The following is a 25,417-nucleotide window of genomic DNA, read 5'->3' as shown; positions in this document are numbered from 1 at the left end:
ACGCGAGGGATAGTGTCTGTATAATTCGCCTCCATTGCCGGTATGGCGGAATTGGTAGACGCAGCGGATTCAAAATCCGCCGCCTTTACGGGTGTGCCAGTTCGAGTCTGGCTACCGGCACCAACTTTAAAATCAGGCGCTTAGGCGCCTTTTTTTGTGTCTGCGGTTTGAGTTTTCCCCTCCTGAATCTGTCCACCTCAATTTTTGGGGCGTACTTTATAGCGTTGACTAGCTATGCTTAGTTTTAGCTGCAGTGCTGTAGCTTCTAGGCTACTATTTTTGTTCAGCTGTGTTTGTGCGAGACAGGCTGCCTATCACCTAGCTCATTCTCACAACATGAGGGTGAAGAAATGAAAAGCCATGATGATGCTGTGATTACCATGCTTCGTGAAGATCCTGATATGGCTGTCGATTATCTACGCACCGCTTTTGATGAGTTGGATGATGAAGGCGGGGAAACGGCTTTTCTTATGGCGCTTCGCCATGTGGTGGAGGCTCAGGGTGGAATGGCAGTCGTCGCTGAACGGGCCAAGCTATCAAGGGAAAGCCTGTATCGTGCGTTATCGCCTAAAGGTAACCCTACTTTGCGCACAATGACTGCGGTAATAAAAGCCACTGGTGTACACTTTCATGATTTAACCCGGCAGGCTTCGTGAGCAAATTAGTTAGAAGGCCCGAGATAGAGAGGGCTCGCCGCGAGTTGAAGCAAACAGGGACGGGTACCAACTAGCACAAAGGGTTGTGGATAGATGGTGTTCAGGGGGGAAGGCGTTGTGGATAAAGGGGAATGGTTGTGGGGCCAGAAGATGCAATGCGAGAGATTTTTCACCATGTAATAAAATTGGCTATTTTATTAACTGTATTATCTGTTGTGTATATATGGATTGAAGGCAAGTTGTTAAGAAGATTTAAAAAAAAGAATAGGAAAAAATACAGTGAGAAATAATAGCAAGGAAATTGCAGAGCGGTTCGCTGATAAATATAATTCGCTTAATGCTTACCAAAAGTCTGAGTTTAAACGCAAAATATATGGGGATTCAGGCGATGAAATTAGTATTGAGTTTATACTTAAAGCTTTAGATGCGATTGATAAATATAAGTTTGCAGCAAATGAGAATGCCCCTGATGAGAAAGTTAATGATAAAGTTGATGAGTTAAGTAAAATGCTAATTTCTTTATTTAAAACAACCGACGAAGATAAAGGGAGTCAGTCTTGTTCTAATTTATTGTTTGGTATTTATGAGATTTTAAGCTTCATGGAGTTATCTCTGGCCGAGTTAGATGCAGATAGCGTCGCTAAAATAAAAAATGAATACTACTTTCATATTATAAAAAAAACTGAAGGTTCTGAAGCTATATTGGCAGTTAGAAAAATTGAGGAGTGGAAGTCACAATATTTACTAAAAGAAGTAAAAGAATATTTTTTAAATAAAATGTATTCAGAAATAGATAAAGAAGTAGAGAGCTCAATAGGAGATAAGGCTGCAAGAATTAATGAATTAGAAGTAAAGCTCGATAAAATAGAAAGAAAATCAACAATACTAAATGATAAGGAAAATTTAGGAAAGCTTGCAGAGAGTTTTGATAATTTTAAAGAAGAATTAAATAATAAGCTTGGCAATGTTAAGGCTTTAAAGTGGATAATACAGATTTTAACCTTAGCATGTCCGCTTGTGAGCGTTTACTTGGTTTACTTGATACTCTTTGATGAATCAGTTTTAATAGAGTTGAGATATTATATCGGTTTGCTATTTCCTTTTACAGCTTTAACAATATTGTTTATATACTTTTTCAGGTTGACGCAAAGTGAAGAAAATAAATTGAAATCTATGATATGGGGGTTAGATAACAAAATATCAATAATTAACTATTATAGTGCAATGAAAATCGTAAATGATGGAAAAGAAATTGACCCTGAACTAGATAAAGCCATACAAATGGCTATTATCAGGCCAGTTGAGCATGTGAGTATAGAAAATATAAATGTATACGATGGCTTAGCTGCAGTGTTAGAACCAATTTCTAAGATGGCGGGAAGAAATAAGCCAGGTAGCTAAATATATTAATTATTTTGGCTACGTACGTATAATGTATAAAACATAAGTTAATATTTTTGAATCCACTTACGCTTATGGGACTGATGATAAAATGTACTGCCAATTGCAAAGCACTTGTGGATATCTGTGCTGGCTGTGAGGGGTGACAGTGCCAAGAGGGCAAGCAACGCGGTTTTTTTCATCGTTCCTAACGCCTAACTTAAAGTAGGTGTTGGGATCTTATCAAAGAATGATGAGGGCAGGGTATCCCAAATCAGAAAAATTCGCATTTTTGGTCGCTTCGGCATAGTGGGTGCTAAGTGTCCACATTACGACAACATTACTTAGCTTTAACGAGCCAAAACGAGCATTTTTTGTGGTTAAAATCCTTTAAAATCTATTCAGTATGCCATAGTGAGCAGGTGCCCCAAGGCTTCAAAATTCGCCGCCTTTACGGGTGTGCCAGTTCGAGTCTGGCTACCGGCACCACATTTAAAATCAGTCACTTAGGTGCCTTTTTTGTGTCTGCGATTTGAGCTTTTCTCTCCTGAATATCCGAATCTGTCCACTTTTAGTCCACCTCTATTTTTGGGGCGAACCTAATTGCATCGGCTAAATGGTTGGAAGACAGGTGCGGATAACGCATGGTCACAGCGATGGTTTATTTAGGTCATACCGGTGAACGTGACACAGCCAATGCGCAGCACATTGAACAAAACGACAATACTTTTATGGGTAAGGTAGGTGAACTCCTTAAGGTGCCAATCCGTTCATTTTGTTATCTTCCAGCAAGGAGATCCGTCTCCATTATAATAAGGTCAGCTACTCTTTTTGCCCCTTCAACAGACATATGGTCTTCGTCAAAGTAAAAAGAAGTGCCCTCTCTTCCTGCATAACAAACTTCATCGTCACAGTGGATTTCGTCAACATGGACACGATCAATGAATTCCGGGACAGCATATGTATTTTCAAAAAAGGTATTAAATGAATCCCACCAACCTCTCGAAAGACCGTGAATATTTCCATTTACTATTCTGTCTGAGTACACAAGCTCTTGAATACTCCATGGTAACTCCGGTGCTTGATCGACATAGATTACCTGTTTTCCACTAGCTGCAATATCTAAAAGCGTGCTCCTTAAGCTGTCAATAATAGGTTTGTATTTATTCTCACTTCTAATTCGAGGTAAATTAGGATAGACCCCCCGTGGGGTTCCCCAAATTTTTGACGCCATACGATAAGATACGATCACATGAGTGAACTCATCACTCTCTATAATATAGTTGACAGTATTGTTTGCCCATTCTGAACAAGTCGAACTGTCTGCTTGTCCATACGATGCAGCACAACCACTGAACGAGAAATGCGCAACGCCAATTTCAGTTCCTTTTACCTGCTCACCTAAAGCGTAAGCAAGTTCAACCACATGGCTGTCACCAAAAACGGCTATGGCTGCACTTTCATTGTTATACCGGCAAGCATCTTCGGGTTCTATTATATGATCTGAGCTAGCGTGGCACATGTTTCTCATCGGGCTCGCTGTTGCTGTTGAAAGATATGAGCTTTGCTCTTCACTTAAGCGAATTCTATCGGGCATGCCATTACTTAAATGTCCATATAATCCAAAAGAAAAAACAGCCAAGGATACGGCAATAGCCGTAGAAAATACTTTTACTCTGCTGTTAATCCAAGAGCCATCTTTTGCTCTGAATGGCCGCTCTACATAGCGCCAGGAGAAATAAGCTAGCAATAATGCTATAAAGCACAGTGCTAGCATAGTCGTCCAATGAGGGTGCGGAAATATTTTTATCCTAGCGAAAGCCATCAAAGGTTGATGCCAAAGATAAGCGCTATAGCTCACCAAGCCAATCCCAACAACGTATTTCAACGAAAGCAACTTATAAACAAGAGTGCCGGTAGAACAAAACAATATAATCATCGCTGTTCCTAAAACCGGAACCAATGTGTAAGCTGAAGGGAAAGGAATGTCTTCATCAAACATAAAAACTGAATAAAAGATAAGTACAAGACCGAGTGCGGAAAATGTTTGACTCGCCTTTATTGTGTGTTTATGCATATAAAATGCACACATGGCGCCAATTCCAAGCTCCCAAGCTCGAGTAGGTAATAAATAAAAATTAGCCGATGGCGAGTTTCTCCAGCCCCATTCCGATAACAGTAGACTAATACATGATAATCCAAAAATTACAAAACATACTGGATGTTTACCAAATCGCCATAATGCAAAGAGAAGAATGGGAAAGAAAATGTAGAATTGCTCTTCAACTGCCAAACTCCAAGTGTGTAATAAAGGATTTAGCTCAGCAGAAGGAGCAAAGTAATCCTCTTTAGCCCAAAACAAAATATTAGATGAAAAGAAGCTTACGGCTACAAATGCCTGTGAAAAGTCTTTGAATTGTTGCGGTATCATCCATGCATAGGCAAAGGGGATGCAACATAACATAACAAAGAAAAGAGCTGGGAGAATTCTTCTAGCCCTTCGCTCGTAAAATTTAGATATTGAGAAGCAATTATTATCTAAGTCTTTTATTAATATTAATGTAATCAGATAGCCGCTGATTACAAAGAAAACATCAACGCCTATGTAACCGCCGGAAAACAGTGAAAAGCCAGCATGGAAAAAGATTACAGGTAGCACAGCGACCGCTCTCAATCCATCAATCTCTTTACGGTATTCCATTGCCTAAGCCTCATTTTAAATAATCAAAATGAAAGATAAGTGGTAAGGTGTTTTTAATTTTCAGGCAAGTTTTATTTTAAAGTACAATGCTATGCTCAAAAAATAAATAGGAAGGAAGACTTAGATTGATATATGGTTTTGACTTGTCTGACTGCCTTTATGTACAGCTATAGAAGCAATTCTAAACGGAAAATTAGACAATAGTTTATCAAGGAGTGAGTTTGTGGAAAATAAACTGTACAGAGGTGATCTCAGCGTCAAAAAAATGAGCTGATATCATGACGAACTTTACTAATATCAATGTTACTTACAGGCACTGGTTAACTAAAGAGATTGTTTTGTGTGTTTTTACCTAAATACCTGAATTATTAAAGAAATTGTCAACGGAGATTTTGAGACTTACTTCACTGTCTTCTCCAAATGCTCAGCCGCAAGCTGTTGATAGAGCCCCACTAGCTCGGTACTTTTGGCGTCTTCGTGCCAACTAGCGGCGTAGGTTTGGGCGCGTCCGGCGAGCTGTTGGCGCAGGGGTTCATCGTTTAGCAGGCGATTTACCTTGGTGGCGAAGTCGTCATGGTTATCCTCGGCGATTAGACAGCCTTCACCTTCTTTTAGTACATCCAGCGTGCCCATCATGGCGGTGGAAACCACCGGAGTGCCCAGTGCCATCGCCTCCAGCAGGACTAGCCCTTGGGTTTCCGTACGTGATGCAAATACAAAAACGTCGGCGGCGCGGTAGGCCGCTTGCAGCGGGCCGCTGCGGTTGAGATAGCCAAGGAACAGCACCGATTCTGCCMCGCCAATTTCCCGGGCACGCTGCACCAGCGAATCGTGGGCCGGGCCTTCGCCGGTAATGATTAGCCGGGTGGTGGGGTGTTCTGCTAATACCTTGGGCAGCATATCAATCAGAAAATCGATGTTCTTCTCAAAAGCGGCGCGGCCTACATAGAGCAGCAATTGTGCTTCTTGTGGCAGGTTGTAGTGGGTGCGAAAGTCGCTGTCATCCTGGCCACCCTGTGAGTGGCAGAACGACTCCAGCGCCAGGCCGGTAGCAATTACCGTGGTAGGCGTGGTCACACCGTAGCGGGAAAGTGCGTCCTGCATTGCCCGTGAAGGAGCGACCAAGGCATCGAGCTGCTGGCACTGGTGCACTGAAAGCCTGCGCGCGGCAAGTCGCAGCCAGCCTCGCGGAAGCCAGCGGATATAGTGATGAATATATTCTTCAAAGAGCGTGTGATAAGTGGCTATCACTGGAATGTTGAGCCGACGACCCAGAGCAACACCGGCATAGTGAGCAGTAAAGGGGGTGTGGACATGAATAAGGTCAAAAGCCACATCTGCAAGCTGTGGTGTCAGGGCGAGCAGATCCCGGTAGCGCATCATGCGATCTTCTGGGTCGCCGGGTATCCGGCGCGAACGGATACGCATCACGCCTGGTTCGTCCACTTGGCCCAACGGGTAGTCGGGGCAGATCAGCGTGACCGAGTGACCCAGGCGTTCAAGGGCGCCGCGAAAGCTGGCGATAGAGGTAGACACGCCGTTGACGCGGGGGAAGTAAACATCCGAAATCATCAGTATTTTCATGCTTCCCGGTTGAGTCTCAGCCGTTGACGCCGTTGCGTGAAGCAGCGTCAACGCAGATGCCTGCCGCGCCTGACGGTCAGCTTCACGTTGCCGGTGCAGCGCATTGCCATTGGCTAACTGGGTGAGAGCCGCGACTTCCTGGTCACTGAGAGAGGCGCTGAGAGGGGGGCGTCGACGCTGTGGCATGTTGTTTAAACTCTTATGGCAGCTTATTCCCACCCTAACCTGAGCCCATGACTGGCAGATGACAGCTTTTCATCCGCTTTGCGCCACTCTGGAGAGCGTTAACCCACAGTTGGCTACTCCCTCGCTTTTTGTTGCTTAGCCGTTTTATAGTGAATAACTCGCATTCGACGAAAGATGGTATTTCACCATGGCCCTTTTTGAGCTGCATAGCCGCAACTTAGCCCAAGAGCAGGTGGCCCATACCCACGATTTTCACCAGCTGATTTTGGCTACCTGTGGCGTTACAGAGCTTTCCATGGAAGGGMAAGGGGAAAGGGTGACCGCCCGCCGTGGCTGTCTGATTCCCTCGTCGCGTCATCACGAGTTTCAGGGTGATGGCAGCAACCGTACCCTGGTGCTGGATATCCCGGTTGCGCACTTAGCCACGCTTGAAAAAGGCAGCGAGATTGAGCGCCTGTTCGATAAGCCGCGCTTTTTTAGCGTGCCTCCGGCGTTAAACCAGCTCACCCACGCCCTGGCCAATCAGCTCGAGCAGTGCCCGGCACTACAGAATGAAATTGCCATTCTGCTACTGCGCGCTCTTTATATGTATTTGCAGGATGCGACGCCAACCGCCGCTGGGCAGCTGGGGCAGCACTGTATTAGTGAACGCCTCGACCTAGCCCGTTTGGACGCTTGGCTGGATCAACACCTGGCCGACGAGATCCGTGTGGAGCAGCTCGCCGCGCTGTGTGCCTTGAGTCCAGGGCATTTTCACAGCTGCTTTCGCGAACTAACCGGCGTGACGCCGTTGGCCTATGTCCAGCGCAGGCGCTTGGAACACGCGCGTACGTTAGTCCGCCATAGCACCCTTAGCCTAGGGCATATCGCCATGCTGGTGGGCTTTCGCGATCAAGGCAGTTTTTCCCGCGCCTATCGGCGTTACTTTGAAATTTCCCCTTCCACAGACCGTTAGTGCCCACCCTTCCGTTAGGTTCTCTCTGAAAGCCGCCTGCATGACTTACGGGCAAATCTACCTCAGTGTCGGGCAAGTAATTTGTTGCCGTGCGCTTTAGTCTTTGAAGAAGCCTTATATCAGCAGCGCTTTTTTCAAGGAGAAACACCATGGGCGTTACCTATCAAGACAGCAATGCGCGAATGAGCCAAGTGGCGGTTCACAACGGCACCGTTTACCTCGCAGGCCAAGTGCCCGCAGATGCTACGGCAGATATGCGTGGTCAAACCGAGCAGGTGCTGGCGCGCATTGATCAACTGTTAGCCCAAGCGGGCACGACCAAAGAGTACCTGCTGTCAGCACAAATCTGGGTCACCAGTATGGCGGAGTTTGACCAAATGAACGCCGCTTGGGATGCCTGGGTGGTGCCTGGTCGCCCGCCCGTGCGTGCAGCGCTTGAAGCCCAGCTCGCTAAACCCGAGTGGAAAGTGGAAATCATGGTGGTAGCCGCGCTGCCGGAGGCCTGATATGCGGGTTGTTTCTGCCCAAGAGGTCGCTCGCCACCTGAAGTGGGACGGCTTAATCAAGCGGCTACACACCACGTTTGTGAACGGCGTGGAGTCTCCTCCTCGCCATCACCATGCGATGCACCGGCCGGATGGAGAAGCCACCATGCTGCTAATGCCCGCTTGGGAAGCGGCGGGTTACATCGGCGTGAAAATGGTCAACGTGTTTCCGCAAAACGCCGACCACGGTATCCCGGCGATCTCGGGGCTTTACTTGCTCAGCGAGGGCAAACACGGCCAGCCGCTGGCGTGTATCGATGGCAGTGAGCTTACCCGGCGCCGCACGGCGGCTGCTTCTGCGCTGGCTGCCCAAGCCTTGGCGAATGAGAATGCAGAAACGCTGCTGGTGGTGGGCACGGGCAAGCTGGCGCCTATGGTGATTGAAGCCCACGCCAGCATACGCCCCATCAAACGCGTGCTGATCTGGGGCCGCAATCCCAGTAAAGCGACGGCGATTGCCGACGAGTACGCCGAACGCTTCGAAACCCATGTGGTGGAGGAATTAGCGGATGCAGTGGCAGAAGCGGACATCATCAGCTGCGTCACGCTCTCCACCCAGCCGCTGATTAAAGGCGAGTGGCTGACCCCTGGCACTCACCTGGATTTGATCGGCGCTTTTCGCCCGCAAATGCGCGAAACCGATGCCTTATGCCTGCGCCGCGCGGAGGTGTTTGTGGACACCTACGCCGGAGCGAAAGGCGAGGCGGGGGACATCCTGCAAGCCATTGATGAAGGCGAGTTCCAGTTTGAGCAGATCCAGGCGGAGCTTGCTGAGGTGCTATCCAGGACTAAATCGGGGCGCTCCGCACCGGACGCCATCACGTTATTCAAATCGGTAGGCGCTTCACTTGAAGACTTAGCGGCGGCGATAGAAGTATGGGAGTCGCTGCCCGAACAGTCATAACGATTGCCATAACAACAACACCATCGCTACCCGATGGGTAGCCACGTCACTCATAACGAAGACCGACCAATAATCAAAACGAGGTGTGTTATGAACGCTAAAAAAACTGTATTTATCGCCGCCCTGGCTGCACTCCCACTGGCTATTGCCAGCGCCAATGCCCAAGCACAATCCTATGAGATGGTGATCGCCACGCAGATTCCGGAAGATATGAGCAATAACGAAATCTATCCGGCGCTGGTGCACTTCAAGAATCTGGTAGAAGCGCGCACCGACGGGGATCTTGAGGTCACGATTTTCGGCGGCGGTCAGTTAGGTTCCGAGGTGGAAAACGGCTCGGAAGTGCAGGGCGGGCGGACGCTGCAGTCGACGATTATGTCGGCCGGGGCGATGTCCTCCTTCTATGAAGACTACCAAGTAGTCACGGCGCCGTTCCTGTTTACCAACTGGCGACAGGCGTGGAGCTTCTTTGATAGTGAATGGTTTGCTGACTTTATGTCCGGCACCGTCGAAGCTGCCGACATGCGTTACCTGGGTACCTTCGACGATGGCGGTGGCTTCGTCGCCTTCACTAACAACGTGCGCTTGATTGAGACCGTCGAGGATTTAGAAGGGCTCAATATTCGTACTGAAGAGAACCCCGCCCACGTGGCAATCATGCGCTCGCTAGGCGCTTCCGCCACGCCGCTGCCCTGGGGCGAGCTGATCACCGCGCTGGAAACCGGCCTTGCCGATGGTCAGTTCAATGCGCCGGTGCTCAACACCACCTTCAACTTCGATGCGGTGACTGACTACACCACGCTCACCGGGCATGTGTATAACAGCGCCCCCTGGATGGTCAGCGAGTCCTGGTACCAGTCCCTGCCGGAAGAGCATCAGCAGGCGGTCATCAGCTCCGCCCGGGAAGCGATTCAACTGAGCCACGGCATGTCGGGTGCCTTGGCCACTGCGAGCTGGGTGGAGTCCTGTGAGCGCTTTGAAGAGTGCTACCTGATGCCCGACGCCGAGCGCGAGCGGATGGCGGAAATTGCCCGTCCCGCTTGGCAAGAGTGGATCGTCGATGACTTCGGCATGGACGAAGCCCGCGTACAGGGGCTGCTGGATGAAGTTGAACGCGTCGGCCAGCAACTGGCTGACGATGATTTCCGCATCTATGGCCAATAAATGCAGGGCTAATAAAGCTGGATCAAAAAAATAGAGTCAATAACGGTTAGCGAACGATAAACGCTGGGGCGATGTGAGGCCCCAGCGTGAGGAAAAACAATGGGCGTTTTAACTCCTTTGCGCCGCTTGAGCGATCTCGTCAATCAGGTGGCCATCGTGGTGTGTGTGGGCTGTATCCTGGCGATGCTGGGCATATCGTTCACTGCGTTTATCTATAAGTTGCTCACTGGCAGCACGCTTAGCTGGACCTACTCGCTGGCGCGGCTGTTTCTGCCCTGGATCGGTTTTCTCTCCATGACGATTTCGCTGCGCTACGGCGAACATGTCGCCATGACCCTGCTGGTGCGCAGCTTGCCCAGAGTGATGGTGCAAGTGGCTGCCGGGCTCTGCCTGGCGGTGATTGGCCTGTTTGCACTGATGCTGACGTGGTACGGCTGGGATTACTTCACCAGTGCCACCCAGGTCTACATGGTCTCCGACCAGATCCGCATTCCCAGCAAGGTTACCGCCATTGTCGTGCCTATTAGTGGCGTCATCATGCTGCTGCACTTGGTGCACGGTTTTGCCCTGCTGGAGCATTTTCTGGATGAGCACGATTTGATTGATGAACTCATAGATACCGCCGATGGGGAGCACCGCTCATGACGCCTGCCATTGTAGTATTCGTACTGCTGCTGTTTATCGGCGCGCCGGTGGCGGTGGTGATGGCGATGTCGGGGCTGGCAGGTGGTTTCGCCCTAGGTGGCGAGCGCATGCTGGGCATTATCGCCGACCGCATGTTCTCCGGCGTTTCGGGGTTTCTGCTGATTGCCGTGCCTTACTTTATTTTTACCGCAGAATTGATGAACCAGGGCGGGCTAACCCATAAGCTGATTGCGTTTAACAATGCGTTGTTTGGCCGGGTGCGCGGTTCGCTCTCCCATGTGAATATTTCGGTTTCAGTGTTTTTTGCCGGGCTGACCGGCGCGGCGGTCACCGATACGGTGGCTATCGGCAAAATAATGATTCCTGAGATGAAAAGGCAGGGCTACGATGCCGAGTACGCCGCCGCGGTCACCGCCTGCTCATCCATCATCGGGCCGATTATTCCCCCCAGCGTGGTGATGGTGGTCTACGCTACTCTGCTGCGGGATATCTCGGTGATTGACCTTTTCGCAGGCGGTATTATTCCCGGCTTGTTAATGGCGCTGGCATTGCTGGGCGTGAGCTTCTTTCTGGCCTGGAAGCGCAATTACCCCAAGGAAGCGCCGACGCCCTTTAAAGCGGCAATGCTCGCCTTTCTAGTCGCGCTGCCCGCCATGGTAGTGCCTTTGATTATTCTTGGCGGGATACTCTCTGGTTTAACCACGATAACCGAAGCCTCGGGCTTTGCGGCGGTTTACGCCATCGTGATTGGCGTGGTGTTCTACCGTAATCTTACCTGGCGCAAAATCTGGGATGCGCTGGTGACCACGGTACGTTTTTCCGGCGTGGTGTTTTTTCTACTCGCAACATCGGCGGTATTGGGCTGGTTCGTCACCCGCTCGGGCATAGCCAGAGATGCGGCCATCATGATCACCACCTTTAGCGATGCAGCCTTTGTGCAGCTGATGCTGGTGTGTCTGCTACTCTTGGTGATTGGCACGGTGATGGATGTGCTGCCGGCGCTGGTGGTCATTGCGCCGGTGTTGGTACCAGCGATGATCCAGCTGGGCTTTGACCCGCTGCACTTCGCCATCTTGATGATCGTGGTACTGAATATTTCCAATGTAACCCCGCCGGTAGGGATGACCTTAATGACCGCCGCACGAATAGCCGAGGTGCCCTATGAACGGGCGATTATTGCCTCGCTGCCGTTTTATGTGTCGTTTTTGGTGGTGATTGTGCTGCTGGCTGCCTTTCCAGCGCTTTCTACCTGGATTCCTTCTTTACTCTAGCGGGCTGCCAAGGATTGCGAATTTAAATATGAAATGCTTCTACCATTCCGATCAGGAATACCACGCGCCGCCGACCTTTCTGCTGCGCGGCCAGCCTGCCCCTTCACCGGAAGGCCCGCTGCGCGCCGAGCTACTTACCCAAGGCTTGGCGAGCGCAGGGCTGACTCTGACTGCACCTAAAGAGGCGGATTCGCCTACGCTGCGTAAGCGCCTTGAGCAGATCCATACGCCGCGCTATCTAACGTTTCTGGACACTATTTACGCCCGCTGGCAGGCTCTGCCCAATGCGGCAGAGGTAGTTGCGCCTAATATTCACCCCTGTGGTGGCGGCTACCACTACCCGCGCCACCCGATTGGCCAGGCGGGCTGGCACCTTCACGATATGGCCTGTCCGCTAAGTGCGACCAGCTTTCAAGGCGCGCTGGCTTCGGCTGCCAGTGCCGAAGCGGCGGCTGAAGAGGTGCTTAATGGTGCGCCAGCGGCCTACGCGCTGTGCCGTCCGCCGGGTCACCATGCTGGGCCTGAACGCGCCGGAGGCTTTTGCCTGCTGAATAACTCGGCGCTGGCCGCTACGGTGCTGCGTGAACGCTTTGCCAAGGTGGCGATCATTGACGTGGACTTGCACCATGGCAACGGCACCCAGGATATTTTCTATCATCGCAGTGATGTTTGGACAGGTTCGCTGCACGCCGACCCTAGCGACTTCTACCCGTTCTTTTGGGGCGGCGCTGATGAAGAGGGAGGCGAGGAGGGCGTAGGCGCTAACGTTAATCTGCCCTTGCCGGTAGGCAGCGACGGGGAGGTTTATCTTGATGCCCTGGCGGTATTAATTGACCACCTACAGCGCTACCAGCCGGATGCCGTGGTAGTGGCGCTAGGCTTAGACGCCCATAAAGATGACCCGCTAGCGGGGCTTACAGTGGAAACCGAGGCGTTTATCGAGGTAGGAAAACGTTTGGCAGCGCTCTCGCTACCCACAGTGATTATTCAAGAGGGCGGTTACCCCACCGAGCATCTAAGTGCCAACTTAGCCGCCTTTATGCAGGGTTACCAGCAGAGGCCCCATGAGTAAAAAAACGACCGGTTTTTACTGGCACGAACGCTGCTTTTGGCATGAGTTGGGCGCCATTGGCGTGTTTTCTGCGCCCGGTGAGTTTTTACAGCCCCAGGCCGCTTCGGAAAGCCCCGAGAGCAAGCGGCGGCTGAAAAATATCCTTGAAGTAAGCGGCCTGATTGATGAGCTTCGCGTGATGAAACCGCCCGCTGCCGCGCAGGAAGACCTGCAGCGCTTTCATMCCCTTCGCTATTTAGACGAGCTGCAGGCAGGCGATAAAGCGCGGGGCGGCAATGGCGGTGACTGCGCGCCTTATATGCCGGGCAGTTGGGCGGCGGCCACTCATTCAGCGGGGCTAGCCGTGGCGGCTGTTGAAACCGTGGCGCAGGGCGAGGTGAGCAACGCCTACGCCCTATGCCGCCCGCCCGGCCACCATGCGGAAGCTGACCAGGGGCGTGGCTTCTGCCTGCTGGGTAATATCCCCGTGGCGGTGATGCGCGCCCGCGCTTTGGGGCAGGTTAAGCGCGTGGCGATACTCGATTGGGATGTTCACCACGGCAACGGCCAGCAAGCGGCGTTTTATGGTGAGCCCGATGTGTTGACCGTTTCACTCCATCAGGCGGCCAACTACCCGCTGGAAMCCGGCAGCTTTGACGAGCAGGGCGAAGGTGCTGGGGTGGGCGCCAACCTTAACCTGCCGCTGCCGCCGGGCTGTGGCCTGGGCGCTTACGCATACGCTATGGAAACGCTGGTGCTGCCTGCGTTGGAAGCCTTTAACCCCGATATGATTGTGGTGGCCTGTGGTTACGATGCCTGTGCCAAAGACCCATTAGGCAAAATGTTGCTCAACAGTCAGGCGTTCGCCACCATGACCGCCCAGCTTAAAGCGCTGGCCGAGCGCTGCTGCGATGGCAAGCTGGTGTTTATCCACGAAGGTGGCTACTCGGAAGGCTACGTGCCGCTATGTGGCCACGCGGTGATCCAAACCCTGGCGGGTAGTGCGATTGCCGTGCCCGACCCGCAAAACGATGAAATTGCCGCCTGGGGCTATCAGGCCCTGCAACCGCACCAGCAAACCTTAATTGATAGCTGGCGCCAACAGTGGGAGCAACGCAAACAATGACACCGCTTTACGATCGCGATGGCTGGATTTGGCAGGATGGCGAATGGCGCGCGTGGCGCGATGCCAAGGTGCATGTGTTGTCCCATACATTGCACTACGGCATGGGCTGTTTCGAGGGCGTACGCGCTTACGATGGCCCCAGCGGCACGCATTTATTTCGTGCTGCTGAACATACCCGCCGCTTGGCAGAAAGTGCCCATTCGCTGGATATGCCGCTGCCGTTTAGTGAAGCGGAGTTGATCGATGCCCAGCGCGAGTGCCTGACCAAAAACGGCCTGAGCAATGCCTACCTGAAACCTACCGTGTTTTTTGGTGCGGAAGGCATGGGTCTACGCGCCCAGGGGCTGACTACCCACGTGATGGTGGCAGCGTGGGATTTAGGCCCCTACATTTCGCCCCAGGCCGCCACCCACGGCTTACGCGCGCTGACCTCTTCCTGGGCGCGCCATCACGTCAATATCAGCCTCTGCCGGGCGAAAACCAATGGCCACTACGTCAACTCGATACTGGCGCTGAATACCGCGATCAAAGCCGGTTTCGATGAAACCATCATGCTCGACCCGGAGGGCTATGTGGCTGAAGCCTCGGCGGCTAACGTCTTTTTGCTCCGTGATGGCGTGCTGCATMCCCCGGAAGTAACCTCCTGCCTGCAAGGCATCACCCGGGATAGCGTGATTCAGCTGGCGCAAAAGGTGCTGGGTATTGAAGTGCGCGAGCGTCGGATTACCCGTGATGAGTTATACACCGCCGATGAGGCGTTCCTGACCGGCACCGCCGCCGAGATACTGCCGCTGCGCGAGCTGGATGGTCGCCGTATTGGTGGACGTGCTGGCGCACCGCCTGTTAACGAACCTATCAGCCCCGACAGTGTTACTGCTCAACTGCAGGGTTTATATCGCCAGGCGGTGCGGGGAGAGTTGGACGATTTCAGGCATTGGTTAACGCCTTAGGGCTATTGGGGTTGGAAGTAAGAACTATGCAACCCCTGTCACCCGCTGCGAGGGCAGGTTGAAGCGAGGGTCTTTTGTCATGGCCGGAAAATGTTCCCAACCATTCCGGCATTCCCGCCATCCATGGCGGTCAGATGACAAAAGTAGCGCCCAGGGATGGGTTCACAGCGCCCTCGCGGAAACCTGCCCTCGATGCTTACAGCTATCTGCATGCATACATCCTTTATCAAATTTACTAATTTAATCAGGCGTGCTCTTTAATAGCCTGTTCGAGAGCATCCAATCTCCCCGGCTCCAGCGCGGCTTGCACGGCGGTAATGCGTATTACATTGGCAAGCTCTGGGTGCGCCAAACGAGCGACCAAAACGCCTTCGGCGAGCAGTTGCTGGTGTACCTCGGCGGCGAGTTCCGCGCTAGGTAGGCGAATGCCGATAAAGTTGGTGGCGCTGGGGAGTACGTCGGCACCAAGTGCGCGAAAGTGCTCAGCCAACTGTTCACGCCGGGCTTTTACATCAGCGACGTGTTGGTGAACTTCGTCAGGGTGATCAAGCACCACTTCCGCAGCGGCCAGGGTCAATGACGATACTGCGTAGTGAATACGCACCTTCATCATCATCGCTAGCACTTCAGGATCGGCGATGGCGTAGCCAATGCGTAGGCCCGCCAGACCGTGAGCCTTGGATAGCGTGCGTAGGCGAATCACTCCCTGTATTGCTTTAGCAGCGAACTCGCTACCTGCGTCATCGCGGAAATCCCCATAGGCTTCGTCCAACAACAGCCAGCAGGTATCGGGCAGCGCATCGCGCAGCTTGAGGATGTCGCTGTCGCTGTGTAAGTGGCCGCTGGGGTTATCCGGGTTGGCCAGATACACCAGTCGTGCGTTTTCCTGATGGGCAGCGGCGGCTAGAGCTTCCAGGTCGGGGGCCAGCACGCCGGGCGCTTCATAATAGCTGGGCTCTACCAGGTTACAGCCCTGGCCTTTGGCAAAATAACCCAAGGTGGGGTAAGTGCCTGCGGTGCTCACCACGGTTTCACCCGGTTCGCAGGTGGTGCGCAGGGCCAGGGCAATCAAACTATCGGCACCGGCATCTACCAGCAGGGTTTCAAGCGCCATACCCTGTTGTTCGCTAATACGTTTGCGAACACCCAGCGCCTCGGCGTCGCCGTAGCAGTAAACGTGTTCGACCAGGGCATCGCCAAAGTGATCGCGCAGGGCGCGGTGAGGCATATCCAGGCCTTCGTTAGAGCCCAGCCGATGGGGGATCACCTTGCCAAGTCGGCGTTCTAGCACCTTAATGCCCGGAAATGGATTAGCAGGGCCTTCACTCAGTAAGTGGTTGGGGTAGCGGGGCATGTTGATATCCTAAAAACAATTATTAACTCAATATTTTACCGCGATTGAGAAGGCAATGTGGGTCTAGCGCCTGCTTGAGCGTATGCATCAATTCAATCTCGGCGCTGGAGCGGCAAGTGGCGAGCCAGGGGCGTTTCTCCAGGCCAATGCCGTGTTCTGCGGAGACTGAACCGCCCAGTGTGGCCAGCGGCTGGTAAACCATGGCTTCAACCTCTCGCCGAACTTCGATCTCAGCACTCCCCACGCTAACGGAAATATGCAGGTTGCCATCGCCGAGATGGCCAAATACCACCAGTTTCGCCTCTGCCCAGCGCTGGGTTAGCTGCGCTTCCAGGGCATTGGTGTAGCGCTGCATATCGGCAATCGGCAGGCTGACATCGAAGGTAAGCACCGGCGCCAGGCCTTTGACCAGCCCCTCAATATCCTCACGAATCGCCCATAGCCCATCGCGCTGGGTAGTCGACTGTGCAATCACCGCATCGACAATCAGCTCGCTCTCTAACGCACTTTCTAATGCTTCGCTGAACTGAGTGGCATTGCGCTCGGTGTCGCTGCCCAGGGACTCAATAATCACATAAAACGGGTGCTTGGTAGCAATAGGTGGGGTATGACGCCCCAGGGTTTCAGTCAGCAGTCGGTAGTGGTTTTGCCACATCACTTCAAAAGCACCCAGGCCTCCGCCAAGCGCTTTGCCCATATGGCTGAGCAGCCCGGTGAGTGCCTCAAATGAGGGGCAGGCCACCATCGCGGTTTGTTCACTAGGCGTGGGTGGCTGCAGGCGCAGTACCGCGCGGGTCACAATCCCCAGCGTGCCTTCGCTGCCGATAAACAGCTGCTTCAAATCGAAACCTGCGTTATTTTTCAGCATGCGGTTCATGGAGCTGACCACCCGACCATCGGCCATCACCGCCTCTAGGCCGAGCACCTGCTGGCGCATCATGCCGTAGCGAATGACCCGGACACCCCCGGCGTTGGTGGCGATATTGCCGCCAATGGTGCAGCTGCCCCGGGCGCCCAGATCCAGCGGAAATTGCAGCCCGACCTCTTTAGCGGCTTCCTGAACCCGTTGCAGTGGTGCCCCGGCCTGAACACTAAGCGTACCGCCTACCTGGTCTATCTCTTCAATCGCGGTCATCCGCTCTAGCGATATCACCAGCTCATCTGGGCTCGCCTCAGCGCCGTGTACCAAGCCTGTTAGGCCACCGTGGGTCACCACTGGCTGCTGCACCTGATGGCAAGCGCGCATCACCGCGGCGACTTGTTCGGTATCCGCCGGGCGTACAATAGCGCCTGCCTGGCAGGGCGCGCCGGTCATCCAATCGACACTGCGGCTACTAACATCGTCGCCCGTTAATACGTGGGTCGGGCCGACGATGGCGCGCAGAGCCTCCAGGGTTATGTGCATGTGTGTTCCTTAACGTGTCTTGTCCATTCGGTAAACTAGCTTTTGAAAAACCTGCTTTGCAAACTTATGCGGTTGCCGCCACGGGCGCTTCGCGGCCGGGAATTGCCTTGAGCAGGTCTTGGGTATACGCCTCACGTGGGGCGAGGAAAATCTGCTCGGCGCTGCCTTGCTCTACAATCCGGCCGTGCTGCATCACCACAATACGGTCGCAAATTTGCGCGGCGACGCGGAGATCATGGGTGATAAACAGCAGCGATAACGAAAGCCGCTGTTTAAGCTCCTCCAGCAGTTCCAACACCTGGGCCTGAATCGACACATCCAGGGCTGAAACGGCTTCATCTGCGACGATCAGCTCGGGGTTGAGCGCCAGCGCACGGGCAATGCCGATGCGCTGGCGTTGGCCGCCAGAAAATTCGTGGGGGAAGCGCTCCACGGCGCTGGCGCCCAAGCCCACCATGTCGAGCAGTTCGCCGGCCTGTTTAAGCGCCGCGGCTTTGGGTGTGCCGTTGGCAATCGGCCCCTGGGCTATCGCCATGCCCACTTTGGTGCGTGGGTTGAGCGAGGCGTAGGGGTCTTGGAAGATCATTTGCACCCGGTGGCGTTCTCGGCGCAGCGCATCGCCTTTGAGTTGGGAAAGGTTCACCCCATCCAACAGCAGTTCGCCGCTGTCGGGGTGCTCAAGGCGTACCACGCAGCGCCCGAGGGTGGACTTGCCGGAACCGGATTCGCCTACGATGCCCACCGTTTCACCCCGCGCCAAGGTGAGCGATACATTCTCAAGGGCGCGCACTTCCCGGGCAGGCTTAAACAACCCGCCTCGGGAGCGAAAGACTTTATTGAGCTGCTTGATCTCCAGCAGCGGAGCGACTTGGCTGGTCTCCCGGTGGGGCGGCACCGCATTGCTGGGAATCGCCGCAATCAACGCTTGGGTATAGGCGTCTTGAGGGTTCTCAAGCACCGGCTTGGCGTCACCCAGCTCGACAATCTTGCCGTGTCGCATGACGCAGACGCGATTGGCAATTTCGGCCACCACGCCAAAGTCGTGGGTGATAAACATCACCGACATGCCGCGCCGCTGCTGAAGGTCGCGAATAAGCTCCAGAATCTGCGCTTGCGTGGTGACATCCAGCGCCGTGGTAGGCTCATCGGCAATCAGCAAAATGGGCTCCAACGCCAGTGCCATGGCAATCATTACCCGCTGGCGCTGGCCGCCGGAAAGCTCAAACGGATAGGCGCGAATGGCCTTCTCCGGCTGGGGAATACCCACTTCGATCAACAGCTCCAGCGCGCGGGCCTGGCGCTCTTTGGGGTTGAACTGGCCGTGGGCTTCGAACACTTCGGCAATTTGCGCGCCTACCCGCATCAGTGGGTTAAGGGCGGTCATCGGCTCCTGGAAGATCATGCCAATTTTTAGCCCGCGCAGGGCGCGGTGCTGCTTTTCCGTCAGGGCAAGTAAATCCTGCCCTTCAAAGAGTATCTCGCCCTGAGTGGCGTTCACGCCCTTGGGCAGCAGCCCCATCACGGCGTTGGCGGCCATCGATTTACCGGAGCCGGACTCGCCCACCACGCACATGATCTCCCCGCGCTTCACCTCGTAGCTAACGTCCTCCACCGCCAGGGCGCGATCCGCTCCTTTGGGGAGCGCAATGTTCAGGTCGCGAATGCTGAGGACGGTGTCAGCCGATTGGTTCTCTGTAATAGGCATATAAAGTCCTTAGCGCTCGCGTGATAGTTTGGGGTTTAAAGCGTCGTCTAGCCCTTCACCCACCAGGTTTAACGCGAGTACCGTCAGCAGAATCGCCACCCCCGGGAAGAAGCTTAGCCACCACGCCTGGCGAATCACCGTGCGCGCCGCGCCGATCATATAGCCCCAGGACATCACGTTAGGGTCGCCCAGGCCGAGAAACGACAGCGCCGACTCCAGCAAAATCGCGGTGGCCACCATTAGCGATGCCAGCACGATAATCGGCGACAGTGTATTGGGCAGAATTTGGCGCAGAATAATCGTGCTGTTGGACTGGCCGACCAGGCGCGCGGCTTCGACATACTCGCGGTTGCGCAGCGACATAAATTCAGCGCGCACCAAGCGGGCCACCGGTGGCCAACTGACAATTGCAATCGCCAGCACAATCGAGGTGATGCTGGGCTGCATGATGGCCACCAGTACAATCGCCAGCGCGAAGTTGGGGATGGTCTGAAAGAACTCGGTAAAGCGCATCAATATGTCGTCAATGATGCCGCCGTAGTAGCCTGCAATGGCTCCCAAGGGAACGCCAATCAGCAGCGCCACGCTGGTGGATACCAGCCCAATCAGCAGCGATACCCAGGCGCCGTGCATCAAGCCCGAGGCCACGTTGCGGCCCATGGTGTCGGTGCCAAGCGGAAAGCCATCTTGGGATAGCGGCGGTAAAAAGGGCCGCTGCACCATGCGCCAGGGCGATTCAGGAAACAGCAGTGGGGCGAGTATCGCCATGGCAATAATCAGCAGCAGGATAATCAGCCCGACGAGGGCGCCACGGTTTTGCGCGAAGCGTGCGAAAAAGCTCATGAGGCCCCCTTCTTGATGCGTGGATCAGCCAGGCTGTACACCAAATCGGTGATGATATTGAAGACGATGACCAAGGCCGCCGAGAAGAAGAAAATGCCCAGCAGCAGGTTGTAGTCGCGCTGCTGCAACGCTTCGAACATCAGCCGCCCGATGCCGGGCCAGGCAAACACGGTTTCGGTCAGAATCGCCCCACCGACCATCTGTCCCGCCTGCAGGCCCGCTAGCGTAATGATCGGCAGCAGGGCGTTACGCAACACATGACGCCGCTGAATAATGCTGGGCTTCAAGCCCTTGGCGCGGGCGGTTTTGACGTAATCCTGCTGCGCGGCATCCAGCATCGACGTGCGCGTCATGCGGGTGTAAATCGCCATAAAGAAGAGCGCCAGGGTGGTCGCCGGGAGCACTAGGTGCTTGGCAACGTCGAGCACCAGCGCAAACCCCGTATGGCCTGCCCCCACGGTGTAAAGTCCGTAGGCGGGCAGCCAGCCCAGGTAGACGGAAAACACCACCACCGACATCAGTGCCACCCAGAACAGCGGGGTGGCGTAGAMCACCAGCGCCAGCGCCATGATGATCGAGCCGGAAGGCTTCTTAACCCGTGACGCGGCCATGGAACCCGCCACGATGCCCAGTACCAGCGAAAGCACAAAGGCGGTGCCGGTGAGCAGCAGGGTGGCGGGCAGGCGCGCCATAATAAGGTCAAACACCGGGACGCCCAAGCGGTAGGAGTAGCCAAAATCGAGCATGGCAATGCCCGACACATAGCGCCACAGCTGCACATACATCGGCTGGTCGAGCCCAAAGCGCTCGCGCAGTTGGTTGAGAAACTCCTGATCCGCGGCACCCGCTTCACCGGCCAGAATGGCGGCCGGGTCACCGGGGGCCAGCTGAATCAGCAAGAAGTTAAAAATAACGATTAAAAACAGCACAATCACGGCTTTAAACAGCCGCATCAGAATGAGGCGCGCGTAAACCATAAGTCGTTTCCTGACGAATACCTTCAAGACATAGCTAAAAAACCCAGGTAGCTCGCGCTACCTGGGTGGCTTGGGTTTAGCGATCTAGCCAAGCATCTTTAAAGCCGTCGTTGACACCCACGCCGGAGGTGACGAGGTTCTGCACATCACAGCGGTACAGGGTCGGGAAGCCCAGTTCCATCAGCCAGCCAACGGGCACGTCTTCATGGAGGATTTCCTGTACTTCGCGATAAAGTTTTTCGCGCTCTTCGTCGGGGAAAGCCGTGGCGGCCTCGTTGAACAGCTCGTCGACGCGCTCGTTTTCGTAGCCTTCCACGTTATTCCAGGGCGAACCCTTGGCAATATTGTCGGAAAGGTAGGTGCGTGAAATACCCAGTGCCGGGTCGCCGTACTGGTAGAGATAGGTAAAGGCGAGGTCGTAATCCCAATCGCCCAGGCGCTGGTTCCAGCCGCCTACGTCGGTGGCCTGGGTTTCAACGTTAATACCCACTTCGCGCAGGTTCTGCTGCACGGCTTCGGCCCAGCGTGTCCAGGTTTCCCCATAGGGCAGCGGCAGAATGGTGATCTCTTCCCCGTCGTAGCCCATTTCATCCAGTAGCTCACGGGCGCGTTCGGGGTTGTGATCGTAGGGTTCCAGGTCATCGTTCTGGAAGCGTGCATTGGAGCCAAAGGCGGAGAGCGGTACATTGCCCAGGCCGTTCCACAATACATCTTTGGCGAACTCGCGATCCATGGCGTACATCACCGCCTGACGGAAACGTTTATCCGCCGTGGGGCCTTCGCGGTTGTTCATCCACAGCATGGCAAAGGGGCTGAAGTACTCGTGGCCCTCTTCGGTCATGCAGACGTTATCCATCTCGGCCAGGCGGGGAATATCGAAGTTCTCGACGGTACCGCTGGGCAGCACGTCAATGGTTTCGTTCTCAAACGCCACCGCACGGGATGCACCGTCGGGAATGATGTGCCAGTTCACGCCATCCAGGTAGGGCAGGCCGTCTTCGTAATACTCTTCGTTTTTGACCAGCTCTATGACCGTGCCCCGCTCCCAGTTGGAGAACTTAAAGGGGCCGGTACCGATGGGGTGATCGTTGTGCTCGTTATCGCGGAAGTCGGTGCCCGCGTAGAGGTGCTCGGGCACCATGGTAAAGGTGCCCGCTTCAAAGGAGAGCAGGAAAGGCCCGAAGGGTTGGGTCAGGGTAAATACGACGGTGTGGTCGTCGGTGGCTTCGATGCTCTCCACGTGCTGTAGCACGGCGCGGGCACTGGGGTTCAACTCACGGTGGAAGACATCGGCGGAGAACACAACGTCATCGGCGGTAAAGGCTTCGCCGTCGTGCCAGGTAACGCCTTCACGCAGATGGAAGGTGTAGGTGCGGCCATCTTCACTGACTTCCCAAGACTCCGCCAGTTGCGGCATGGGCTCTAGGTCGGTGGAATAGCGCAACAACCCTTCGTAGATATTGCCTGCCACGGTGCGGGTAGGGGCGTTTTGAATCATGCCCAGCACCAGGCCTGGCGGCTCGGGCTGAATGATGGTGTTAACGACACCCCCTTCTTTAGGGTCGTCTGCCATAGCGGCGGAGGTAAAAGCGAGTGCTGCAGCGGAAATAGCCAAAGCTAAAGGTTTTTTCATGTTTCCTGCTCCTCGGTTATTAGCACGTAATGAGGTTACGTAGTCGTTAGGCGAGCGAGGCGTGTCAGACCCGGTTGTGATGTTTGTTAGGGATCTGTTTTGACCATAGCAGTACTTGGTAAAACTGTCGACAGTCGGCAATCGTTCGTCGACAAGTGGCTTTTTTTCGTCATACTGGGAAGAACACGTCATATCCCATGAGTGAATGCGATGGCCTCACCAACGGCGGCTCCCAGGGCCTTTATCCAGCAGCAAAACTTGGTAGAGCAAGTAGCTGACTATTTAACCCAAGCGATTATTCAGCAACACTTTTTACCCGGCGAACGGCTCTCGGAAGTGCAACTCTCCCGCGACCTGGGTGTTAGCCGTGCGCCGGTGCGTGAGGCCGCTCGTTTGCTGGAAAGCCGTGGTTTATTGATCTCGAAACCGCGCCGAGGCTTCTTTGTTCGCGCGTTGAATGCCGTTGAACTCGAAGATGTCTTTGATTTGCGGCTCTGTCTTGAGCGCCACGCAATTCACCGCCTAGCCGAACGCTATACCCCCGATGCCCAGCGCGCGCTTAAGCAGCAAGTAGAGGTGCTATGTGAAGCGGCAGCTGGGAACGATGGCACCCGTCGCATCGAGGAGGATCTGCAGTTTCACCGCCTGATGCTGCACTACGCGGGCAATGAGCGGCTGTTGCGCGCCTTTGATGATCTGACCCATGAACTGCGCCTGTGCATCACTCTAATTACCAAAACCCATGAAGCCCCCGACACCATTGCCACCAGCCACTTTAAACTGCTCGACGCGCTGGATAGCGGCAGCCCTGCCGCTTGCCGCGAGGCGATTGACTACCACATAGGCGTTGCTCGTGATTTTGTGGTCAAGGGTGTAGGCGAAACCGGAGATAGTTCTGATGAAGATAGTGCCGATGAAGMCGTTCTTCCACGCTGMCCAACTGCTTCATCAGCCGCAAMCCTACTTCTCCCGGGGCAAAATGCGCACGCCCCAGGAAGTGCCTGAGCGCGCCACGCACCTGCTGGCCGCCGCCAAGCGGCTGGGCTTTGATATTCAAGCACCCGAAGATTATGGCGTGGCACCGCTCAGAGCAGTGCATTCACTGGCCTACCTGCGCTTTCTGGAAAGTGCCCATCGGCGCTGGCATGCCCTTGGGGAAGACTGGGGCGAAGAGGTGATTTCCAATATTTTTGTGCGTTCGCCCAATGCCCTGCACGGCATATTAGCGGAAGCCGGACGCTATATGGCTGACGGCAGCGCACCCGTGGGCCAGCACACTTGGCAGTCGGCTTATTGGTCGGCGCAAAGCGCGGTCGCCGGGGCTGAGGCTTTATTGGCGGGCGAACGGTTCGCCTATGCGTTATCGCGCCCGCCGGGCCACCACGCGGGCATCGACTCCGCCGGAGGCTTCTGCTTTCTCAACAATGCCGCCATTGCCGCGCAGCACCTTACCTCGCGCTACCCCCGCATCGTCGTGCTCGACCCCGATATGCACCACGGCCAGGGCATTCAGGAGATTTTCTACCAGCGCGATGATGTGATGTATATCTCGATCCACGGCGATACCACCAMCTTCTATCCCGCAGTAACCGGCTTTGAAGACGAGCGCGGGCAGGGCGCAGGGCTGGGCTATAACCTCAACCTGCCAATGCCCCATGGATCAGAGGAGTCGGTGTTCTTTGACCGCCTGGAACAAGCCAGCCAAACCATTCGCCTGTTCGAACCTGACGCCATCGTGCTGGCGCTGGGATTTGATATCTACGAACTCGACCCTCAAGCCAAGGTCGCCGTTTCTACCGCGGGTTTTGCTGAGCTTGGCCGCAGAGTAGCGGGCCTGAACGTACCCACGCTGGTGGTGCAGGAAGGCGGCTACTACTTGGAAGGGTTGGAGGCCAATGCAGTGAGTTTCTTTGAGGGGCTGCTGGGCGGAGTAGAAAGTAATAACGATTAAGCCAGTATTTCCAACCCCTTTTCGGCCACCAGGTTCAGCAGCTTAAGCGAAGGGCCATTGGGTTTCTTCTGGCCTTGTTCCCACTTTTGAATCGTGGACACACTGGTATTCAGGTAGGCCGCGAACACGCCTTGGCTGGCGTGATTCTTGGTGCGAATCCGCTTGATTTGTATGGCTGTGTACTCTTTTACAGGCGGCAGGCAGAGCGCATCGAACTCGCGCAGCGTGGTTTCTTTCATCACACCAGCCGCGTTAAGATCTTGAGCCGTTTCATGCACCATATCTAAGATTGATTTATCCATCGTTTTTTACCTCAATCAATGCGCCATGCTTAATGGCTTCGGTTAATGCTTTGTCATTGTAATTCTTATCATTAATATATAGCACTTAGTGCTATGTTAGCGCCCCTATGTTTAGCCGCGTAGCCGCTT

General features: G+C 54.2%; 22 protein-coding genes and 1 tRNA gene. 14 read left to right on the top strand and 9 right to left on the bottom strand.

What is annotated here, in order from left to right:
* Positions 1 to 36 precede the first annotated feature (36 nt).
* The 3 genes from HALO_RS19505 (at position 37) to HALO_RS19495 (ending at position 2,057) form a co-directional block, all read left to right on the top strand.
* A tRNA-Leu gene (locus HALO_RS19505) sits at positions 37 to 123 on the top strand.
* A 227-nt stretch (positions 124 to 350) separates the two neighbouring features.
* Positions 351 to 656, top strand: coding sequence for an addiction module antidote protein (locus tag HALO_RS19500; RefSeq protein WP_035576686.1), 306 nt, complete (start codon positions 351 to 353; stop codon positions 654 to 656).
* A 279-nt stretch (positions 657 to 935) separates the two neighbouring features.
* A complete protein-coding gene (locus tag HALO_RS19495) occupies positions 936 to 2,057 on the top strand; it encodes a hypothetical protein (protein WP_035576687.1) in 1,122 nt (373 codons plus the stop codon).
* Between the two features lie 757 nt (positions 2,058 to 2,814).
* Here the strand turns inward: HALO_RS19495 and HALO_RS19490 are convergent.
* Both HALO_RS19490 and HALO_RS19485 read right to left on the bottom strand, forming a co-directional pair.
* Positions 2,815 to 4,737, bottom strand: a complete 1,923-nt coding sequence (locus HALO_RS19490) for an acyltransferase family protein (RefSeq protein WP_081899013.1) — start codon at positions 4,735 to 4,737, stop codon at positions 2,815 to 2,817.
* A gap of 399 nt (positions 4,738 to 5,136) precedes the next feature.
* On the bottom strand, positions 5,137 to 6,507 hold the full coding sequence (locus HALO_RS19485) for a glycosyltransferase (protein ID WP_092490874.1): 1,371 nt from the start codon (positions 6,505 to 6,507) through the stop codon (positions 5,137 to 5,139).
* Positions 6,508 to 6,694: 187 nt separating this feature from the next.
* Between HALO_RS19485 and HALO_RS19480 the strand changes: the two genes are divergently transcribed.
* The 9 genes from HALO_RS19480 (at position 6,695) to HALO_RS19440 (ending at position 15,118) form a co-directional block, all read left to right on the top strand.
* Positions 6,695 to 7,462 (top strand): helix-turn-helix transcriptional regulator, encoded by a 768-nt coding sequence (locus HALO_RS19480; RefSeq protein WP_050713895.1) that lies wholly within the window; start codon positions 6,695 to 6,697, stop codon positions 7,460 to 7,462.
* Between the two features lie 149 nt (positions 7,463 to 7,611).
* Positions 7,612 to 7,968, top strand: a complete 357-nt coding sequence (locus HALO_RS19475) for a RidA family protein (RefSeq protein WP_035576689.1) — start codon at positions 7,612 to 7,614, stop codon at positions 7,966 to 7,968.
* Position 7,969: 1 nt separating this feature from the next.
* Positions 7,970 to 8,911, top strand: coding sequence for an ornithine cyclodeaminase family protein (locus HALO_RS19470; protein WP_035576690.1), 942 nt, complete (start codon positions 7,970 to 7,972; stop codon positions 8,909 to 8,911).
* 90 nt (positions 8,912 to 9,001) lie between these two features.
* Positions 9,002 to 10,075, top strand: a complete 1,074-nt coding sequence (dctP, locus tag HALO_RS19465) for a TRAP transporter substrate-binding protein DctP (protein ID WP_035576691.1) — start codon at positions 9,002 to 9,004, stop codon at positions 10,073 to 10,075.
* Between the two features lie 99 nt (positions 10,076 to 10,174).
* Entirely contained in the window at positions 10,175 to 10,720 is a 546-nt protein-coding gene (locus HALO_RS19460) for a TRAP transporter small permease (RefSeq protein ID WP_035576692.1), read from the top strand.
* The gene (locus HALO_RS19455) at positions 10,717 to 11,991 is read left to right on the top strand and encodes a TRAP transporter large permease (RefSeq protein ID WP_035576693.1); all 1,275 of its coding nucleotides are present in this window, start codon (positions 10,717 to 10,719) and stop codon (positions 11,989 to 11,991) included. Before HALO_RS19460 ends, HALO_RS19455 begins: the two co-directional genes overlap by 4 nt.
* 28 nt (positions 11,992 to 12,019) lie before the next feature.
* Positions 12,020 to 13,063, top strand: a complete 1,044-nt coding sequence (locus HALO_RS19450) for a histone deacetylase family protein (protein ID WP_027957413.1) — start codon at positions 12,020 to 12,022, stop codon at positions 13,061 to 13,063.
* Positions 13,056 to 14,168, top strand: coding sequence for a class II histone deacetylase (locus tag HALO_RS19445; RefSeq protein ID WP_050713894.1), 1,113 nt, complete (start codon positions 13,056 to 13,058; stop codon positions 14,166 to 14,168). The genes HALO_RS19450 and HALO_RS19445 overlap by 8 nt, the downstream gene beginning before the upstream one ends.
* Positions 14,165 to 15,118 (top strand): branched-chain amino acid transaminase, encoded by a 954-nt coding sequence (locus HALO_RS19440; protein ID WP_050713893.1) that lies wholly within the window; start codon positions 14,165 to 14,167, stop codon positions 15,116 to 15,118. The genes HALO_RS19445 and HALO_RS19440 overlap by 4 nt, the downstream gene beginning before the upstream one ends.
* Before the next feature lie 244 nt (positions 15,119 to 15,362).
* Here the strand turns inward: HALO_RS19440 and HALO_RS19435 are convergent, their stop codons facing one another.
* The 6 genes from HALO_RS19435 to HALO_RS19410 form a co-directional block, all read right to left on the bottom strand.
* Positions 15,363 to 16,472: a pyridoxal phosphate-dependent aminotransferase gene (locus tag HALO_RS19435; protein ID WP_035576696.1), complete on the bottom strand. Its 1,110-nt coding sequence runs from the start codon at positions 16,470 to 16,472 to the stop codon at positions 15,363 to 15,365.
* Between the two features lie 22 nt (positions 16,473 to 16,494).
* Positions 16,495 to 17,877, bottom strand: coding sequence for an FAD-binding oxidoreductase (locus HALO_RS19430; RefSeq protein ID WP_035576697.1), 1,383 nt, complete (start codon positions 17,875 to 17,877; stop codon positions 16,495 to 16,497).
* Between the two features lie 64 nt (positions 17,878 to 17,941).
* Positions 17,942 to 19,582: an ABC transporter ATP-binding protein gene (locus HALO_RS19425; protein WP_035576698.1), complete on the bottom strand. Its 1,641-nt coding sequence runs from the start codon at positions 19,580 to 19,582 to the stop codon at positions 17,942 to 17,944.
* A gap of 9 nt (positions 19,583 to 19,591) precedes the next feature.
* Positions 19,592 to 20,425: an ABC transporter permease gene (locus HALO_RS19420; protein WP_035576699.1), complete on the bottom strand. Its 834-nt coding sequence runs from the start codon at positions 20,423 to 20,425 to the stop codon at positions 19,592 to 19,594.
* Positions 20,422 to 21,402, bottom strand: a complete 981-nt coding sequence (locus HALO_RS19415) for an ABC transporter permease (RefSeq protein ID WP_050713892.1) — start codon at positions 21,400 to 21,402, stop codon at positions 20,422 to 20,424. Before HALO_RS19415 ends, HALO_RS19420 begins: the two co-directional genes overlap by 4 nt.
* Positions 21,403 to 21,478: 76 nt before the next feature.
* Positions 21,479 to 23,035 carry an ABC transporter substrate-binding protein gene (locus tag HALO_RS19410; protein ID WP_050713891.1) on the bottom strand — a complete coding sequence of 519 codons (1,557 nt, stop codon included), beginning with the start codon at positions 23,033 to 23,035 and terminating at the stop codon, positions 21,479 to 21,481.
* 210 nt (positions 23,036 to 23,245) lie between these two features.
* On the opposite strand from HALO_RS19410, the gene HALO_RS19405 reads away from it, so the two are divergent.
* Both HALO_RS19405 and HALO_RS19400 read left to right on the top strand, forming a co-directional pair.
* Positions 23,246 to 24,040 carry a GntR family transcriptional regulator gene (locus tag HALO_RS19405; RefSeq protein WP_231896761.1) on the top strand — a complete coding sequence of 265 codons (795 nt, stop codon included), beginning with the start codon at positions 23,246 to 23,248 and terminating at the stop codon, positions 24,038 to 24,040.
* On the top strand, positions 23,949 to 24,986 hold the full coding sequence (locus HALO_RS19400; RefSeq protein ID WP_050713890.1) for a histone deacetylase family protein: 1,038 nt from the start codon (positions 23,949 to 23,951) through the stop codon (positions 24,984 to 24,986). Before HALO_RS19405 ends, HALO_RS19400 begins: the two co-directional genes overlap by 92 nt.
* Here the strand turns inward: HALO_RS19400 and HALO_RS19395 are convergent.
* Positions 24,983 to 25,288: a helix-turn-helix domain-containing protein gene (locus HALO_RS19395; protein ID WP_035576705.1), complete on the bottom strand. Its 306-nt coding sequence runs from the start codon at positions 25,286 to 25,288 to the stop codon at positions 24,983 to 24,985. The genes HALO_RS19400 and HALO_RS19395 overlap by 4 nt on opposite strands.
* Between the last annotated feature and the right edge of the window lie 129 nt (positions 25,289 to 25,417).

This window comes from Halomonas sp. R57-5 (assembly GCF_900070345.1).
GTDB classification, from domain to species: domain Bacteria; phylum Pseudomonadota; class Gammaproteobacteria; order Pseudomonadales; family Halomonadaceae; genus Vreelandella; species Vreelandella ventosae_B.
Note: the sequence above shows the minus strand (reverse complement) of the source record. Positions and strands in the feature narration are given on the sequence as shown.

Excerpts from the sequence above, each read along its gene's own strand:
- HALO_RS19500 (WP_035576686.1), top strand. The coding sequence starts at position 351 with ATGAAAAGCCATGATGATGCTGTGATTACCATGCTTCGTGAAGATCCT.
- HALO_RS19490 (WP_081899013.1), bottom strand. The coding sequence starts at position 4,737 with ATGGAATACCGTAAAGAGATTGATGGATTGAGAGCGGTCGCTGTGCTA.
- HALO_RS19475 (WP_035576689.1), top strand. The coding sequence starts at position 7,612 with ATGGGCGTTACCTATCAAGACAGCAATGCGCGAATGAGCCAAGTGGCG.
- HALO_RS19470 (WP_035576690.1), top strand. The coding sequence starts at position 7,970 with ATGCGGGTTGTTTCTGCCCAAGAGGTCGCTCGCCACCTGAAGTGGGAC.
- dctP (WP_035576691.1), top strand. The coding sequence starts at position 9,002 with ATGAACGCTAAAAAAACTGTATTTATCGCCGCCCTGGCTGCACTCCCA.
- HALO_RS19460 (WP_035576692.1), top strand. The coding sequence starts at position 10,175 with ATGGGCGTTTTAACTCCTTTGCGCCGCTTGAGCGATCTCGTCAATCAG.
- HALO_RS19455 (WP_035576693.1), top strand. The coding sequence starts at position 10,717 with ATGACGCCTGCCATTGTAGTATTCGTACTGCTGCTGTTTATCGGCGCG.
- HALO_RS19450 (WP_027957413.1), top strand. The coding sequence starts at position 12,020 with ATGAAATGCTTCTACCATTCCGATCAGGAATACCACGCGCCGCCGACC.
- HALO_RS19435 (WP_035576696.1), bottom strand. The coding sequence starts at position 16,472 with ATGCCCCGCTACCCCAACCACTTACTGAGTGAAGGCCCTGCTAATCCA.
- HALO_RS19430 (WP_035576697.1), bottom strand. The coding sequence starts at position 17,877 with ATGCACATAACCCTGGAGGCTCTGCGCGCCATCGTCGGCCCGACCCAC.
- HALO_RS19425 (WP_035576698.1), bottom strand. The coding sequence starts at position 19,582 with ATGCCTATTACAGAGAACCAATCGGCTGACACCGTCCTCAGCATTCGC.
- HALO_RS19420 (WP_035576699.1), bottom strand. The coding sequence starts at position 20,425 with ATGAGCTTTTTCGCACGCTTCGCGCAAAACCGTGGCGCCCTCGTCGGG.
- HALO_RS19410 (WP_050713891.1), bottom strand. The coding sequence starts at position 23,035 with ATGAAAAAACCTTTAGCTTTGGCTATTTCCGCTGCAGCACTCGCTTTT.
- HALO_RS19395 (WP_035576705.1), bottom strand. The coding sequence starts at position 25,288 with ATGGATAAATCAATCTTAGATATGGTGCATGAAACGGCTCAAGATCTT.